Here is a 15,220-nt window from a genome sequence, read left to right on the forward strand (position 1 = left end):
ACCAACCCTCCGCAAAGCTTGCAAATCAAACTGGCCAACCCTCGTGGTTTTTGTGCTGGCGTCGATCGCGCCATCAGCATTGTTGAGCGCGCGCTTGAGCTGTTTTCACCGCCAATTTATGTACGTCATGAAGTCGTGCATAACCGTTACGTGGTGCAAAACTTAAAAGATAGAGGCGCCGTATTTGTTGATGAACTTAATCAGGTTCCCGATGACAGCATAGTTATCTTCAGTGCTCATGGTGTTTCGCAAGCCGTTCGCGCCGAAGCGAAACAACGTGGTCTACGGGTATTTGATGCCACTTGTCCATTGGTGACTAAGGTGCATTTGCAAGTAACTCGCGCAAGCCGCAAAGGGATTGAATGTATCCTTATCGGCCATGCTGGACATCCTGAAGTTGAAGGTACCATGGGGCAGTATGATAACCCTGAAGGTGGGGTCTTATTGGTTGAGTCTCCAGCGGATGTGGAAGCATTAGTCGTAAAAGATCCTGAAAACTTATGCTTTGTTACCCAAACAACGCTCTCTATGGATGATACTGCCGATGTGATAGCCGCCTTACAAAAGCGTTTTCCGTCGATTCAGGGACCACGCAAAGATGATATCTGTTATGCCACTCAAAATCGTCAAGATGCGGTGCGTAATGTGGCCGATGATGTCGACTTGTTTATCGTGGTGGGCTCTAAAAACAGCTCAAACTCAAATCGATTAAAAGAGTTGGCGATAAAAAAAGGCACTCAAGCATATTTAGTCGATAATGCTGATGATATCGATGCCGCTTGGTTTAATGGTGTGGAGAAAGTGGCTGTGACTGCTGGAGCTTCGGCCCCTGAAGTGTTAGTAAAGCAAGTAATTGATGCTATCGCGCAGCTAGCGCCAAGCGTTATCACCGAAGTGGAAGGGCGCAAAGAAGACACCGTATTTGCCGTACCAGCAGAACTTAGGTAATTAATTCGCTGTTTTGACTAGAAAAGGAGGCTTAGCCTCCTTTTTTTGTACTTAGAATGCGCTCAAATAATCGTTTCTATTCAATTCAGATTGGCACATTACTAGCGAGTAACATTCGACTAATCTATCATTAACCAGTATAGTTTGTGAGCAAACTGACGTTCAGATATTGTAGACTAAACTACTGAAATGGCTGTCAAAATAATGGCGAGCATCGGAGAGTTGACACCGTGAGAAACAATGGGGAAGGATTTTCCCTTATCGAAGTGATGGTATCGCTAGTCATTTTAGTTATTGGCTTGGTGGGTATTTTTAATCTTCATGTAGTTGCCAAACGAGGCAGCTTTGAATCATTCCAACAGACCCAAGCGTCCTATTACGCTAACGATATCATTAACCGCATGAAGCTTAATCGCGATGAAATAGCTCGTTATTCAGGTGTCTATTCAGGTGCGCCATCTGCAGCGGGTAAAGAGTGCAAGGGCAGTGCGATATGTAACCCTGTTGAGCTAGTCGCATGGGACTTATATGAGTGGCGAGCTTCTTTTGTAGGGACTGCAGAAACCGTAGGTGGAAAAAATGTCGGTGGCTTAGATACGCCAACGGGGTGCATTAGCGTTACTGATAATACGGTGACCGTTGTGATGGCATGGCGAGGCATAAGAGAAACTAAAATTGATGCCGACTCACCCATTATCGACACATCACCAAAGTGCGCTGCTAGCACTGAAAACCGTCGTATCTATTCTATTCAAACAGTGATCATATAGATGAAAAACACGTCAGGTCGTTATTATTTACAGTCTGGTCTATCACTTGTGGAGTTGATGGTCGCTTTGGTCATTAGCTTATTTTTAACTGCTGGCATATTCACTATGTTTAGCATGTCTTCCACAAATGTCACGACTACCAGTCAATTTAACCAACTACAAGAAAATGGTCGTATTGCCTTGGCGATTATGGAACGCGATCTTTCACAACTTGGGTTTATGGGAGATATGACGGGGACAGACTTTATCGTTGGTATTAATACTACAATCAATTCTGCTGCAGTGCCTAATGATTGTGTTGGTGGAGGTGTTAATAATGCATCTTTACCAAATAGCACAGCATCTCATTTCCGGCGTTTATGGGGATATGAAGCGGGGGGCAGTGGTGCAAGTTTTAGTTGTTTAACAGGTGTAAAAAATAACACTGATGTACTTCAAATAAAGAGGCTTAGTGGGCCAAGTACTTTGACGGCTAATGATGCGTCGAATCATTATGTTGCTACAACGTCTAGTCAATCAATTTTTTTTACGGGTAATCAAACTACGCCTGTATTAGATAACAGTCGACTTTGGGAATACGTACATCATATCTATTTCATCAAAAATGATGGCTCTACTCCGGTACTGAGAAGGAAAACTCTTTCTGTTACAAGCGGAATGAAAAATGAAGAGCAGCTTGTTGAAGGGATTGAAAATATGCGAATTCTGTATGGGGTTGATGACAATGGAAATGGTATCCCAAATCGCTATGTGCCTCCAGTAAGCGTTGATACAACCATGTGGGATAATCAATCATTTCAGAGGATTGTAGCACTTAAAGTTTTTTTGCTTGTTAGGGCTGTAGAGGAAGATCGGAGTTACACTAACGAAACCCAATATTTATTGGGTGATAAAACTATTCTGGCTCCAAAAGATCATTTTAGGCGAAAAGTTATGTCTACAACTGTGGTTTTAGAAAATCCTGTTTTAATTCGGAGTTAGAGTAAGTATGAATATGCAAAAACAGAAAGGGGTGGTGCTATTTTTCTCTCTTATTGTGCTTATCATAATGACGGTGATAGGAGTTGCTTTGGCTGTTAATTCAACTCAATCTCTCAGGATGGCTGGTGCAGGAACTGAGCGAATAGAGGCTAAAGCGTTGGCGGATGGTGGTATCGCGGCCGTTTTGTTAGATAAGACTCCAGCATTTTTTGCAAGCATGTCAGCTATCGACAACGGCAATAACTATTCTGGCGGAACACAAGTATTAACCCCCCTTCCTCTAGTAGATGATGGTGCTGGAGGTCTAAAAGTAGACCCTAAGAATGTGTCTTGTCAGCGTATTGATGATGCAAGTGGTACCGATTTATTTGAATGTCGACGTATCGAAATATCTAGTCAGGTAAGTTTTGGGCGGGATAAGTTAGGTCAGCTTACTGTGGTTACAGGTATTGAGCAGCAAGTGCTCAAAGGGAGTGGAATATGAAGTTTAATCAAATATTATGTGCAATCTTTGTCGCTGCATTGACAATACCTGCGCAATCACTGGCTGACGATACTGATTTGTATTTAAATCCAGAGTTAACTCAAAATCGTAGTAAAGTCTTAATCATATTTGATAACTCTGGCAGTATGGATGCAGAGGTTGAGGGCGCACAAAAGGGTTATGATCCAGGCGTAACTTACCCTGCTGTTGGGAGCTCCAATTCGTATCAAGGTAGAATGATCTATTTTACGGTTGGGACGGGTATGGATGAGTCTTCATTACCAGTACCAGATAGTCCTTCTGAATCTCGGCGATTTAATGAATTAATCAATGGTTGTGCTGCGGCAAAAACGGCATTGGATAAATATGGCCGTTTTACTGGCTACATTAGAGAGTTTAAGTTTACTGGTAATGGTAAAGGCACATGGCAGCAGATTAAAGAAAATAGCGGTGCGGAAAAAAACAATCCAGTCGATTGTGGTGAAGATATCGAAGCGGGCACTGCTGATAATAATAAAACTTTAACTGGGTATGACCCCGGTTATCCCCAAGATAGCGTCAAACCTAGCAAAGATTACATCCCCTATGGTGCTACAGATTCTGATGCGCAAAATATCGCAAAAGCGATAGGCTTTGGCGCCGGAGAATTAGTGACTCTTTATACCGATAATTATCTACGTTGGTACACTCTGTATAAAGGCGGCTTACTACCACCTGATGAAACGCCCCCTACTCGATTAGAAATGGCGCAAAGTGCAATTACCGGCGTAATTAGTTCGATCCCGTCTGTCGATTTTGGTTTGGCTCTTTTTAACTTAAATTTTCCTGAAGAAGGTGATAGAGATGGTGGGCGCATTGTTGCGGGCATTAAGCAAAGGACCAGTGCAGAAAAGGATGCATTAATTAGTACTGTAGAGAATATTCCCGCTGAAACAAATACTCCTTTGTGTGAAACCTTATTTGAAGCTTATAGATACTTTAGTGGTGGAAGTATTACTTTTGGTCATTCTGATCGTAACTATTCGAATTGGTACCGAGCTAACAGACCGCCCTATGACTCAAGCATTGAAGCTAATGGTGGTTATAAATCTCCATTGACTGAGTGTGCGAAAATTGCGTACGTGATTTATATTACAGATGGTGCGCCAACGGTTGACACTAGTGCGGATGACTTTATAAAAGCATTAAATGATACACCATATGAATATGACACCGTTAGGAATAGGTCTAGCTATTTACCTGCATTAGCAGGATATATGTATAACAATGATATCCTGCCTAATGTAGATAATTTTCAAAGAGTTATTACTCATTCTATTGGCTTTAGTTTAGCAGAGGGATCTGAAGCTGAGCCATTATTGATTGAAACTGCTAGACGCGGTGGTGGTAAGTACTTTGCTGCTAATGATACCGCACAGTTACAAGAAAAAATTAGTAATATAGTTGATGAAATAACCAAGACAGGTCAGCGCTTTTCCGCTCCTGGTGTGGCTTTTAGTAACGCTGATCCGACAAGAACATTAGACTCTGCATATTATGCACTCTTTCGCCCTTCTCAAAGTCCAAAATGGGCCGGTAATCTCAAGAAACTAAAGGTGAATTCAAGTGGATCTCTCGTGGATGCAAAAGGTAAGTTAGCGATTGATAGCTCTGGAGGTATTTCCGAAACTGCTTGTAGTTTTTGGAGTGATTGTGCAGGAACACCTGATGGTAATGATGTTATTCTTGGCGGAGCCGCTAGAACTATTTCTCCCGACGAACGTAACTTATATAGTGATATCGGTTCTGGTGACTCTGTTATTACTGCTTTATCTGTGGCTAACGCGGCATCATATGCCGGAGGAACGAGCTCCTTAGCGACATACATGTCATTGCCAGATTCGACTGCTGACTTAAGTAAAGCGTTTGAGTGGATTAAAGGTAACAATGTTGATAAAGCTGATGATGGGGAATTTACATCCGAAGATTTTGCTGGCGTTAGGGGAGATATAGTGGGCGATCCGCTACATTCGCAACCGCTTGCGATAGATTATGGTGGCGATGGTTCCAATGTGGTTATATTTTTTGGGACGAATCATGGGATGCTTCACGCCTTTAAAGATACTGGCACTTCTGTTTCTGAAAATTGGGCCTTCATGCCTTATCAGCTATTGTCCAATGTGACTACGCTAAGGGGAAATAACTATTCTCTAGGGCATAGTGTGTATGGAATGGATGGATCACCTGTCGCGTATTTAGAGAGAAACTCTAGTGGTGCAATAGCTAAAGCGTGGTTATTTATTGGTATGCGAAGAGGTGGTGAAACATATTTTGCGTTTGATGTGACAGATCCTTCTGTCAAACCCAAATTATTGTGGAAAGTGTCTAATAGTACCGATGGATTCACCGATTTAGGTCAAACTTGGTCCACTCCTGTTGTGACGAAAGTTCCTGGGTCGGATAAGCCAGTGGTGATTTTTGGGGGGGGATATAATCATGGGTATGATTCTGGTACTGGTAAAAACTCTGATGGCCGCGCTGTTTTTATTGTGGACGCAGAAACAGGGTCGTTGGTACATAAATTTGGAGCGAGCGGTAGTACTATATTAAGTGGTATAGAAGATTCAATTGTTGGTTCTATAGCGACGCTGGATAGCAATAGTGATGGGTATACAGATAGATTATATGCATCAGATTTAGGTGGTAAAGTTTGGCGAATGGACATGCCTTCTGATGATAAGAGTACTTGGAGTGGGTTTAAGTTCGCTGATTTGGGGGGGACATTAAGTAACGATCGTCGTTTCTTTTATGAGCCAACAGTTGCCCAAACCTATTTTACGAACACATCAAACGTAACAGTGACAGATGAATCTGGCACAACAACGACTGTTGCTTATCAAAATGTACCATATGATGCTGTGACATTAGGTACTGGTAATAGGGCTGTTCCGTTAAGTACATCAACGAATGATATGTTTTTTGTCTTACAAGATAGGAATGTTATTACTCAACAGTTTGGTTCCGGTGGTTCGGCTGTACCTGAAGCGATTACGTTTTCAAACCTCTATAATGTAACATCTGCGTCACCGACTACGGAGGCTGAAAATATCGAATTTGGTACTAAAAAAGGTTGGTATTATGACTTTCCTGTAGCGGGGGAAAAAAGCTTATCACCTTCCGTTATTATTAAAGGAAAGGTATATTTTACGTCCTTTACTCCTACCCAGCCAGCGGTTGATCAAGATGTGTGTACAGTTTCTTCTGTTGGAAGATTGTATACATTAGATTTACATAAGGGGGCTCGTTATTCTGAAGAATATGTTATTGACGTATGTGATAATTGTATTCCTCAGCCGCCCAAGATCATTACCCCGCCCAAGGACGATGAGGATGATGACGATGATGATAGTGGATGTACTGATGCCTGCCCTCCTAAACCTGATCCCGAGCCAGGCACTGATTGCGAAAGCCAGATTATGTTGATCATTGGTAAAGGTATTTGTGATGCTAATGGGTTTAATTGTACTGGAACAATTAACCTTGATGCTTGTTTAAACACCAATAAGCTTTATTATCATCACGATGAGAATAATTAGTAATGCAAAAAGTGAACGGTTTTACTCTGATTGAGTTGATGATAACTGTGGCAATCGTTGGAATTTTGGCTTCGATTGCCTATCCATCTTACATCGACTACATCACTAAAAGTGGGCGCTCTGAAGGGGTTGCAGCAGTGATGAGAGTGGCTAACCTGCAAGAGCAGTATTATTTGGATAATCGTGCTTATGCGACTGACATGGCTAAACTTGGTCTTGCTAATCCCTTCGTGACAGAGCATGGTCACTATAGCGTGGCCTCTGTCGGTACCAGTTCTTTTACCATCACTGCGACGGCGCAGGGGAGTCAAGCTAGCAGAGATTCGACCTGTAAAACTATCACCATGACATCAGCGGGTGTTAAAGGCCCGTCAACGGAGTGTTGGAAATGATGAAGTTTATTATCGTAATATTATGTGCCGTGCCCCTTTTCGTTCTAGCTGCGGCGGGGAATAACAAACAAGATTATAAATGCCATATTCATACCGCCAAGGGAGATAAGGTGGTTTTTTATCGTTGGAAATCACAAGGTGTGGCGCTCAAAATCGCATCGCTTCCCGGTAAGCAATTAGTGGATACCAAGGGGAAAAAATATTTTATTCAAGATGTTGTTGAGTGTATACCGTTAACTGAAGTGTTTAGCAGCGATAATTCTAAAGCGTTAGATGAGCGAACATTAAGATAGGCTTCGATAGCTATTAATATAAAGCCCTGTCATAACGACTTTTAGTCGTAATATGTTCAGGGCTTTTTATTATTTTGGTCGTGTTTATGAGCAAGTAATACCTGTCGAACCATAAGATATCAGCCCGCTGCTACTAATATTGATACTCTGTGATGAGTCGGCTTTACCGTCAGGGCAGTAGATAATGGTTCCTCCAGATGATAAGCCTTCTGATGAAAAGGTGATGTTACCGCTAGGCCCTTTTATAGCATCCTGACTGTTAAAGCCGTCGATCGCCCTCAATTCAGTTTCGGTGCCATTTGCGTTAATAAATACCCTAATACCACCGCTCCAATCTGTCGTCGCACCACAAGAGGTTGCACTTGCAAATGGGCAGACGTTGACCCTTGTGCCGTAACTAATTGCCTGGTTTCGTGCAAATGCCATGATATTATGAATTTTTTCAATATTATTATTGGCACGAACACCTTCATAAACAGATATCAAAGAGGGAGCGCCAATGGTGAGTAATATGCCAGCTATCACAATAGTGACCATGAGTTCGACTAGGGTGAACCCTTGTAGCGGATGTCGCATTGATAGTGCCCTCGTTGTTAACGGGTTAAGTATAAGCGAGAACTTTTTCAATTTCAGTATATATAACTTATTCTTTTTAATGCCAATAAATTGGCATTAAAAAGGTTATCACACAATGTGTGACGTTGTGAGAGCGGCATTACTTAATGCAGTTGAGATCTGTTTTATTTGAAAACCGAACCCGACCAGCTTGATTGACTATAACAGCTCGTGCATTTGGATTATCGGCAGATCTCGGGCAATAGATGAGTGTTCCATTCGTTCCTGAAGCGAGCCCGTCGGGTAAAAAACGAATCGCATCCCGATTATAAGTTACGCTATCGTTGGAATTAAATGGGCCTGTGGTTAATAGTGATTGGTCACTATTATCAAGCTGATTGAGCACGCCTGAATCGGTAAACACGGTTAGTCCGTTCTGCCAATTGTCATCGCATTGGTTATCTTTTAGTGGGCAAATGGTGACGCGCAATCCATAACTTATCGCCGCATTTCGGCCAAATTGTAATGTTTGTTGAATTTCTCTGATAGCGCTATTTGCCCGCTGTGCATCATAAAGGTTACTTAAGCTTGGGGCGGCGATTCCGATTAAGATGGTGGCGACAACTAAAGTCACCATTAATTCGATGAGGTTAAATCCATGATATTTTTTCATACTTCATCCCTGTGCGTACATAGTGATCGTATCCTGTGATCACATTCATGGGGTGTTACTAAATGGGTCGGTTATACTGGCTGACTTAAAAAGTGGCAGCAAAACTAAAGTATAGTTGTTGGTGGGGGGGGCCGCCCATTTGTTGTAGGATGTTGGTTGATATTGTTCTTCGCTGCGGATTTTACTTCTGTTTGGTGTTGTAGATATTCAACTTCTGCGTAACCATATAGCATGGTAAGCTAATAACAATATGTTGTTATTGCCAAATTAAGTTAAAGGGAGCGTTTGATGAAGAAAGTTGAAGCCATAATTAAGCCATTTAAGTTAGATGACGTACGAGAATCTCTGGCTGAAATTGGCATTACAGGCATGACAGTTTCTGAAGTCAAAGGTTTTGGACGTCAGAAAGGTCACACCGAATTGTATCGCGGTGCCGAATATATGGTCGATTTTTTACCTAAGGTAAAAATTGAACTTGTTATCCAGGACGAGCAATTAGAGCAGGCTATCGAAGTGATAGTCGATACCGCTAGAACGGGAAAAATTGGCGATGGTAAGATATTTGTTACCGAAGTCGAGCGTGTTATCCGTATTCGAACTGGTGAAGAAAACGAAGAGGCGGTGTAATTATCGTGACTGCTACTAGTGACAGACCTTAATCACTGGGACATCTTGTTATTGGTTGCCGCGAGTCATCAAGCTAATAAAAAGCCGTTGCTACTAAACAACGGCTTTTTATTGCCTGCGTCGCGCGTCCATAACTAGTTAACTCTTAGGATAACAGTGGGCTAGCAGAGGAATCTCTGATCACGGGCTCTGGCATAAACATATGCTCGGTTGGGGTGTCTTCTTGTTTGTTTTGCTGTGCAATGAGTAACTCGGTAGCGGTTTGGGCTATCTTATCGTTTGGCTGATGCACAGTGGTGAGTTTAGGCCAAGTTTGCCGCGAAAAAGGACTGTCTTCAAAGCCGACAATGGACAGTTCGGCGGGAATTGATACACCTTCTAAACGAGCTGCAAATAAGGCTCCTGCGGCAATTTCATCATTACAGGCGACAATAGCAGTCGGTCTTTCAGAGTTACTTAATAGTGTTTTTGCGCCATCAACTCCAAACTCAAACGAATATTGACCGTTAATGATATAAGTTTCATTAACGGGTAACTGGTTGTTGTGCATTGCTTGCTTAAAACCAGCTAAGCGCTCTTTTGTCGATTCGTGCTGCTGATCGCCGCTAAGAAAGGCGATCTGTTTATGGCCAAGATCGATTAAATGTTGAGTAATCGATACAGCGCCCTGTCTGTCGTTAACAAGTACGGTTAAGCCGCCATATTGATCTGCTGCTTCACCGGCAATAATACGCACATAATTAGCGTTAATGTTGTCCAGTGCTGCGAGCACTTTGGGATCTTCTGACAGAGGCGGAGTGAGTACTAAGCCAGATAGGCGTGCGTGACGCACCATATCTGTTAGTTCTTGGCAGATATTTTCGGACGTTGCGTCACAAGGATGGATCAGTAGCTCGTACCCCCTTTGTTTGCATGCTGATAAAATACCATTTTGCATATCAATGACATAGTAGGCATTTGGGTTGTCATACACAAAAGCGATGACATACGATTTGGTCCCTGCTAGGTTACGTGCGGCCACATTGGGTTGGTAGTTAAGCGCCGTAATGGCTTGATTAACCTTATCAATGGTGGCCTGCCTGACCGACGGCTCCTTGTTGGTGACTCTGGATACCGTCTTTATTGAGACTCCAGCGTACTTAGCGACATCATTTATGGTTACTTTCATCTAGTGGACACTCATTGTGATAGCTGCTAATTGCAGTCTACAGAATTTAATTTTTTCAAACGATGTACTGTATGACGACACAGCAGATCTCACTTCCCCTACCGACAATATTGCTAATTTTTATCTGATTAAGCAATCATCAAATCGATTTTAGCATTTTATTCGAACGATTCTCCTTAATCGATACTAAATCTAAACATTATTTTAAATGAATATTATCAGCAGCTTATATTCTATTCTCTAAATTAATTCTTTTTGGGTTTGTGATGGAGTAGACGATATTTTATCTCATTTGGTTATTTTGTTGTGGCGCAAGTGTTAATTGTTGTGTAATCTTTGTACTCACATGACAGCGTTGTCATTCCTGTTGAAGGAATGGGCATGAAACTAAAACGATAATAAAGTTATGGAAGGGATACGAGATGCGACCATCTACTTTTAAGAAAAGTATACTAGCTACAAATATTGCACTACTGATGAGCGGTGCAATGTCGGTTTCAGCCATCGCAGCGGAAGCTGAGGCACAAACCGTTAATACCGATAATATTGAAAAAATCGAAGTGCGTGGTTTACGTGCATCGATGAAAGCGTCTATTAACGCTAAGCGCTTTTCTGATGCAGTTGTCGACGCTGTTACCGCTGAAGATATTGGTAAATTTCCCGATGGCGATGTGGGTGAGTCTTTAGCCCGCATCCCAGGTGTGACAGTTAATCGTCAATTTGGTCAAGGGCAGCAGGTGTCGATTCGTGGTGCTTCATCACAACTTACCCGAACGCTGCTCAATGGTCACTCAGTTGCCTCAACTGGCTGGTTTGATCAACAGGCTATCGACCGTAGTTTTAACTATTCACTACTGCCACCAGAGATGGTGAGTGGTATTGAAGTGTATAAGTCTTCACAGGCTGACATCACCGAAGGTGGTATCGGCGGCACTGTCATCGTTAAGACCCGTAAGCCGTTAGATTTAGATGCCAACACTGTATTCCTCAGTGCTAAAGGTGATTACGGGACTATCTCTGAAGAGACTGATCCGGCGCTTTCAGGGCTATACAGTTGGAAAAATGACAACGAAAACTTCGGTATTCTAGTGTCGGCAGCAGGCTCTCAAACTGAATATCAACGCAATGGTATCGAGACTTTATTGGGTTGGGGTGAGATTGTCCCCACGACATTCCAACAAGACAGAGAGCGCACGGCATATAACGTTGCAGCGCAGTATCGTCCTACAGATAAATTAGAGTTTGGCCTCACGGTAACCAGTATGGATTTAAAGGCGGATAACGCTAATACTTCTATTTTCTTGTTTCCAACTCAACAAGGTGTAAGTACCTGTAATCAAACCAATGCCGCCGGTGTTTGTACTGATATTACTCATACAGGTGAAGGCGGGTTTGCATGGGCACAAACTTGGGCTCGTCAAGCTGAGATGTCGTCAGACACCTATGACTTTGACTTTAAGTATGAAGCGGATAATTTCACTCTAGAAGGGCGTGTTGGTAATACCAGCTCAGATGGTGGCACGAGTCTAACGTCTAATTATGGTAATTCAATTGGTCAACCCGGTGACTTTGCTGGCCACTATGATGCTACTGGCGAAAAGATTCTTATCGATATTGCAAATAAAGATTTCGATGCCAGTGACTTTAATGGAAAACTGGCAACGGCTGGTTGGGCATTGAAAAAACAACCTAATACAGATGAAGAGACTTATGCGCAAGTCGATTTAACCTTCCCTGTTGACTTTGGGGCTATTACTTCAATTAAAACCGGTGTGCGCTACGCCGACCATGATGTGACTCAAGAAACTGATGCCGCTATTGTGGGCGATATCGCCGAAAAAGACGCCTCGGCTTATTATTCAGGCACCATGTCTTCAGGTGCTGGTTTTACGCTACCTAAGCCCAATTTTGATGCGATGATCAATGATGCATATGCCGCTGTTGATGGCTTTACTCGCGATAAGTCGGGTTACGGAACCTTGAACGAGAAAAACTTAGCGGCGTATGCGATGGCGAATTTTGAAGCCGATGGTATTCGCGGTAACTTCGGTTTGCGCTTTATCTCTACCGATGTCGAATCTGATTACTATGCATTGAGTGATTCAGGTCAATTTGCCGATGAGATGAGTACTGATAAGTCTAGCTATAACGATGTGTTGCCAAGTGTGAATATCGCATTTGATTTAACCCCAGATCTGATTTTACGCACCTCAGCGGCACAAGTGATATCGCGTCCTAACTACTCTGAGCTTTTTGCTACATCAACGCTCCCAGGCCTGAACGATGGAACGCCGGGTAATGAAAAGTTAAACCGTGGCTCAGTTTCATTAGACCCGTTTAAAGCCACGCAGGCAGATCTTAGCTTAGAGTGGTATTTTGGCGGCGAAGGCTTAGCATCTATCACTTACTTTATTAAAGATGTCAGCTCATTTATCACCACTCGTCAAAAGTTAAACCAGCAGATTGGTATTGATGATAACGACCTTATCGCCCAAGGTGATAGTGCATGCGGCGTTGGGGTTTACGATTGCTGGACCGTCAGTGAAAAGTACAATGCCGATGGTGGTCGTATCGAAGGGATTGAATTACAACTTCAAGACTCATATGACAACGGTTTCGGCTACTCGGTTAACTACACCTTTGCCGATGCGGGGTCACCAGCGGAGAATTACCCAGATCGAGTGGGTGTATTCTCTGATTCGTCTGAGCACACAGTTAACTTAGTCGGTTACTATGAAATGGAGAGCTTCAATGCTCGCCTAGCTTACAACTGGCGTAGTGAGTACATGATGCGTGAATTGCCAGGATTTTATGGCAACCGTCAACATGAAGACTATGGTTCACTCGACTTAAGCATGAATTACAGTATTACTGATTGGATGGACATTACCTTTGAAGCGGTCAACTTAACCGAAGAAGATAGCATTCAAACAGGTGTTGCGCCGCTAGATGCCGAAGTTATCCCTGAATTTAAGGCCGATTATCCAGTATGGAGCTTCGAAGGTGAAGCTCGATACAAGCTGGGGGTAGCACTTAGGTTCTAACCTTGGTTCTGATGATCTATCGTCATAAGCTCAGCATCTGCTGGGCTTTTTATTGGCAGCATGGCAAGGCTAACACTCTTGCTATTAGGCTTGATAGGTTTGCTTCCAAAGCTAATACCTGGGCACTTAGAGTATCGTTATCATCACGGTGAGCGCAAAAGTGGCTTGGTAGGAAGTCGCGCGACTTACCGCTAATGATGGCTAGGTTAGTCGATATCTTGCACGGGGATAGGGCCTGCTCACATACCATTATTTGTTGTGTCATCACGACAAGGTCAGATGATAACAACTGACTTTGTGGTGTAGCGTGCTTGTAGAGTGAAGTATCAATAGAGACAGCATTATACGCTCGATATAACACTGTCATATGATTTATTTGAAGCGGCTGCCAATCGATTTAAATGAAGCGCTTGGCGATATGACTTTGCGTTTTATCACCAAGTGTTAATAACGATTTCTCCCCACTAGAGCATCGCGTGATGAGTTATTGTTGGCTGTCGTATTTATTCTGCTCAGCAATTAGTCTTGCTAATTGGTTTAACGAAGCTCTGTGAGCGTAGATAAGGGGCAGCAATCCTTTGTTTTTAAGAGCTAAAAAATCGTCATCACTGATAGCATTAAGGTTTTTATCATCGATAACATATACGCCACTAATGTTGATGTGTTGTACGTCTTCGCCTCCCTTAATGGTGAGTTGTTGAGGGCTAAGCAGATTTTTATCTGCCAGATATTGGCATATAGCCTGTGTTTGTTGATGTAGTGCTGCAATATCCATTAAGGCGTTGGTTCGAGCAATAAGATAGTCGGTCTGTTCACCATTATCGGTAAAGAGTCTTATCCCTTCATGTTGTGAGAGTAAGGGGCTCTGCTCATCGATACAGATGATGAGTTCATCGCTTTGTGCAGATGTTTTTGCGATGGACAGAGGAGCATTACTAAACCCTAATGGGGTTACCGGCGAATGCCATTTTGCAGACTGACAATAGAGGTTTATTTGCGGTTTAATGCCCATCATTGCCACAGGGGTAAATTGACCAGTCTCGCTATTTTTCACAAACACAATCGGGAATTCAGCGGCTAAATTGGGGATCTCTCGCGCAACAACAGGGATTAAGTGCTGAGTTGAAAATCGACTGTAGTCAGTTGATTGAGCTAACTTGGAATGCAAGTGTTTTTGTGAAGAAAGCGGTACGATTTGTGTCATTGTAGGTTACCTTTATTTGATGCATAGGCGTTAGTTTGAGTTGGCTAAAGTTAAAAGCCGCCTTTAACATTATCTCTAACGCTAATTAGTTTTATTAATTTAATATTCTTTATTTAGCATTTTACTTTGATTGTTATTTTGCTAGTCGAGCAAATGTTGCTCGTTTTACCCAAAATAGTAAGAGCCGGTTTTATTGGCACCATAATATCTAGTGATTTAGCATTTAATCTCTTAGCGCTAAAATAAGTGGTGGCGGTATTCATGTGTATGTTTATTCACACTTTTTGTTAGCGAGAGCATTGTGCCTTGTCGTGATAGTTGAATAAACTGAGCTCAGCGGTTACCGCACCATTAACCTCGCTCGGGTTACATTTAAGAGTAATATGACGATGTTACCAATTGTTGGTTGTATTGTCGTGAAATTGTTGCTTTGTTTGGTGGCTCTAGGTTGTGCCAATCTGGATTGACATAGCCATGGTTAAGTTAAAAAAAGCCTCTTTTGTCAA

The 15,220-nt window shown here is 42.5% G+C and carries 13 protein-coding genes; 9 read left to right on the top strand and 4 right to left on the bottom strand.

The window, feature by feature from the left end:
* The first annotated feature begins 18 nt into the window (after positions 1–18).
* From ispH to DVO77_RS14615, 7 genes are all read left to right on the top strand, one after another.
* Positions 19–948: a 4-hydroxy-3-methylbut-2-enyl diphosphate reductase gene (gene ispH, locus DVO77_RS14585; RefSeq protein ID WP_204165105.1), complete on the top strand. Its 930-nt coding sequence runs from the start codon at positions 19–21 to the stop codon at positions 946–948.
* 230 nt (positions 949–1,178) lie between these two features.
* Positions 1,179–1,718, top strand: coding sequence for a type IV pilus modification protein PilV (gene pilV, locus DVO77_RS14590; protein WP_119978837.1), 540 nt, complete (start codon positions 1,179–1,181; stop codon positions 1,716–1,718).
* Positions 1,719–2,699 carry a PilW family protein gene (locus tag DVO77_RS14595; RefSeq protein WP_119978838.1) on the top strand — a complete coding sequence of 327 codons (981 nt, stop codon included), beginning with the start codon at positions 1,719–1,721 and terminating at the stop codon, positions 2,697–2,699.
* Between the two features lie 13 nt (positions 2,700–2,712).
* Complete coding sequence (locus DVO77_RS14600) at positions 2,713–3,183, top strand: pilus assembly PilX family protein (protein ID WP_110456801.1); 471 nt, start codon at positions 2,713–2,715, stop codon at positions 3,181–3,183.
* The gene (locus DVO77_RS14605; protein WP_119978839.1) at positions 3,180–6,758 is read left to right on the top strand and encodes a pilus assembly protein; all 3,579 of its coding nucleotides are present in this window, start codon (positions 3,180–3,182) and stop codon (positions 6,756–6,758) included. Before DVO77_RS14600 ends, DVO77_RS14605 begins: the two co-directional genes overlap by 4 nt.
* A 2-nt stretch (positions 6,759–6,760) precedes the next feature.
* Positions 6,761–7,150, top strand: a complete 390-nt coding sequence (locus DVO77_RS14610) for a type IV pilin protein (protein WP_119978840.1) — start codon at positions 6,761–6,763, stop codon at positions 7,148–7,150.
* A complete protein-coding gene (locus DVO77_RS14615) occupies positions 7,147–7,443 on the top strand; it encodes a TapY2 family type IVa secretion system protein (protein WP_119978841.1) in 297 nt (98 codons plus the stop codon). The genes DVO77_RS14610 and DVO77_RS14615 overlap by 4 nt, the downstream gene beginning before the upstream one ends.
* Positions 7,444–7,527: 84 nt before the next feature.
* Here DVO77_RS14615 and DVO77_RS14620 read toward each other — a convergent pair whose 3' ends face one another.
* Together DVO77_RS14620 and DVO77_RS14625 are read right to left on the bottom strand one after the other, a co-directional pair.
* Positions 7,528–8,019: a GspH/FimT family pseudopilin gene (locus DVO77_RS14620; protein WP_119978842.1), complete on the bottom strand. Its 492-nt coding sequence runs from the start codon at positions 8,017–8,019 to the stop codon at positions 7,528–7,530.
* Between the two features lie 139 nt (positions 8,020–8,158).
* On the bottom strand, positions 8,159–8,671 hold the full coding sequence (locus tag DVO77_RS14625; protein WP_110456542.1) for a GspH/FimT family pseudopilin: 513 nt from the start codon (positions 8,669–8,671) through the stop codon (positions 8,159–8,161).
* Positions 8,672–8,959: 288 nt separating this feature from the next.
* Between DVO77_RS14625 and DVO77_RS14630 the strand changes: the two genes are divergently transcribed.
* Complete coding sequence (locus tag DVO77_RS14630; protein WP_110456541.1) at positions 8,960–9,298, top strand: P-II family nitrogen regulator; 339 nt, start codon at positions 8,960–8,962, stop codon at positions 9,296–9,298.
* 145 nt (positions 9,299–9,443) lie between these two features.
* On the opposite strand, the gene DVO77_RS14635 is transcribed toward DVO77_RS14630, so the two are convergent.
* On the bottom strand, positions 9,444–10,466 hold the full coding sequence (locus DVO77_RS14635; RefSeq protein ID WP_119978843.1) for a LacI family DNA-binding transcriptional regulator: 1,023 nt from the start codon (positions 10,464–10,466) through the stop codon (positions 9,444–9,446).
* A 422-nt stretch (positions 10,467–10,888) separates the two neighbouring features.
* Between DVO77_RS14635 and DVO77_RS14640 the strand changes: the two genes are divergently transcribed.
* Positions 10,889–13,510: a TonB-dependent receptor gene (locus DVO77_RS14640; protein WP_119978844.1), complete on the top strand. Its 2,622-nt coding sequence runs from the start codon at positions 10,889–10,891 to the stop codon at positions 13,508–13,510.
* 484 nt (positions 13,511–13,994) lie between these two features.
* Here the strand turns inward: DVO77_RS14640 and DVO77_RS14645 are convergent, their stop codons facing one another.
* A complete protein-coding gene (locus DVO77_RS14645; RefSeq protein WP_119978845.1) occupies positions 13,995–14,714 on the bottom strand; it encodes a SapC family protein in 720 nt (239 codons plus the stop codon).
* Between the last annotated feature and the right edge of the window lie 506 nt (positions 14,715–15,220).

Source organism: Shewanella algidipiscicola, assembly GCF_003605125.1.
GTDB classification, from domain to species: Bacteria; Pseudomonadota; Gammaproteobacteria; order Enterobacterales; family Shewanellaceae; genus Shewanella; species Shewanella algidipiscicola.

Bases quoted from the DNA above. Each gene is read 5' to 3' on its own strand.
- DVO77_RS14595 (WP_119978838.1), top strand. From the start codon at position 1,719: ATGAAAAACACGTCAGGTCGTTATTATTTACAGTCTGGTCTATCACTT.
- DVO77_RS14600 (WP_110456801.1), top strand. From the start codon at position 2,713: ATGCAAAAACAGAAAGGGGTGGTGCTATTTTTCTCTCTTATTGTGCTT.
- DVO77_RS14605 (WP_119978839.1), top strand. From the start codon at position 3,180: ATGAAGTTTAATCAAATATTATGTGCAATCTTTGTCGCTGCATTGACA.
- DVO77_RS14610 (WP_119978840.1), top strand. From the start codon at position 6,761: ATGCAAAAAGTGAACGGTTTTACTCTGATTGAGTTGATGATAACTGTG.
- DVO77_RS14615 (WP_119978841.1), top strand. From the start codon at position 7,147: ATGATGAAGTTTATTATCGTAATATTATGTGCCGTGCCCCTTTTCGTT.
- DVO77_RS14620 (WP_119978842.1), bottom strand. From the start codon at position 8,019: ATGCGACATCCGCTACAAGGGTTCACCCTAGTCGAACTCATGGTCACT.
- DVO77_RS14625 (WP_110456542.1), bottom strand. From the start codon at position 8,671: ATGAAAAAATATCATGGATTTAACCTCATCGAATTAATGGTGACTTTA.
- DVO77_RS14630 (WP_110456541.1), top strand. From the start codon at position 8,960: ATGAAGAAAGTTGAAGCCATAATTAAGCCATTTAAGTTAGATGACGTA.
- DVO77_RS14635 (WP_119978843.1), bottom strand. From the start codon at position 10,466: ATGAAAGTAACCATAAATGATGTCGCTAAGTACGCTGGAGTCTCAATA.
- DVO77_RS14640 (WP_119978844.1), top strand. From the start codon at position 10,889: ATGCGACCATCTACTTTTAAGAAAAGTATACTAGCTACAAATATTGCA.
- DVO77_RS14645 (WP_119978845.1), bottom strand. From the start codon at position 14,714: ATGACACAAATCGTACCGCTTTCTTCACAAAAACACTTGCATTCCAAG.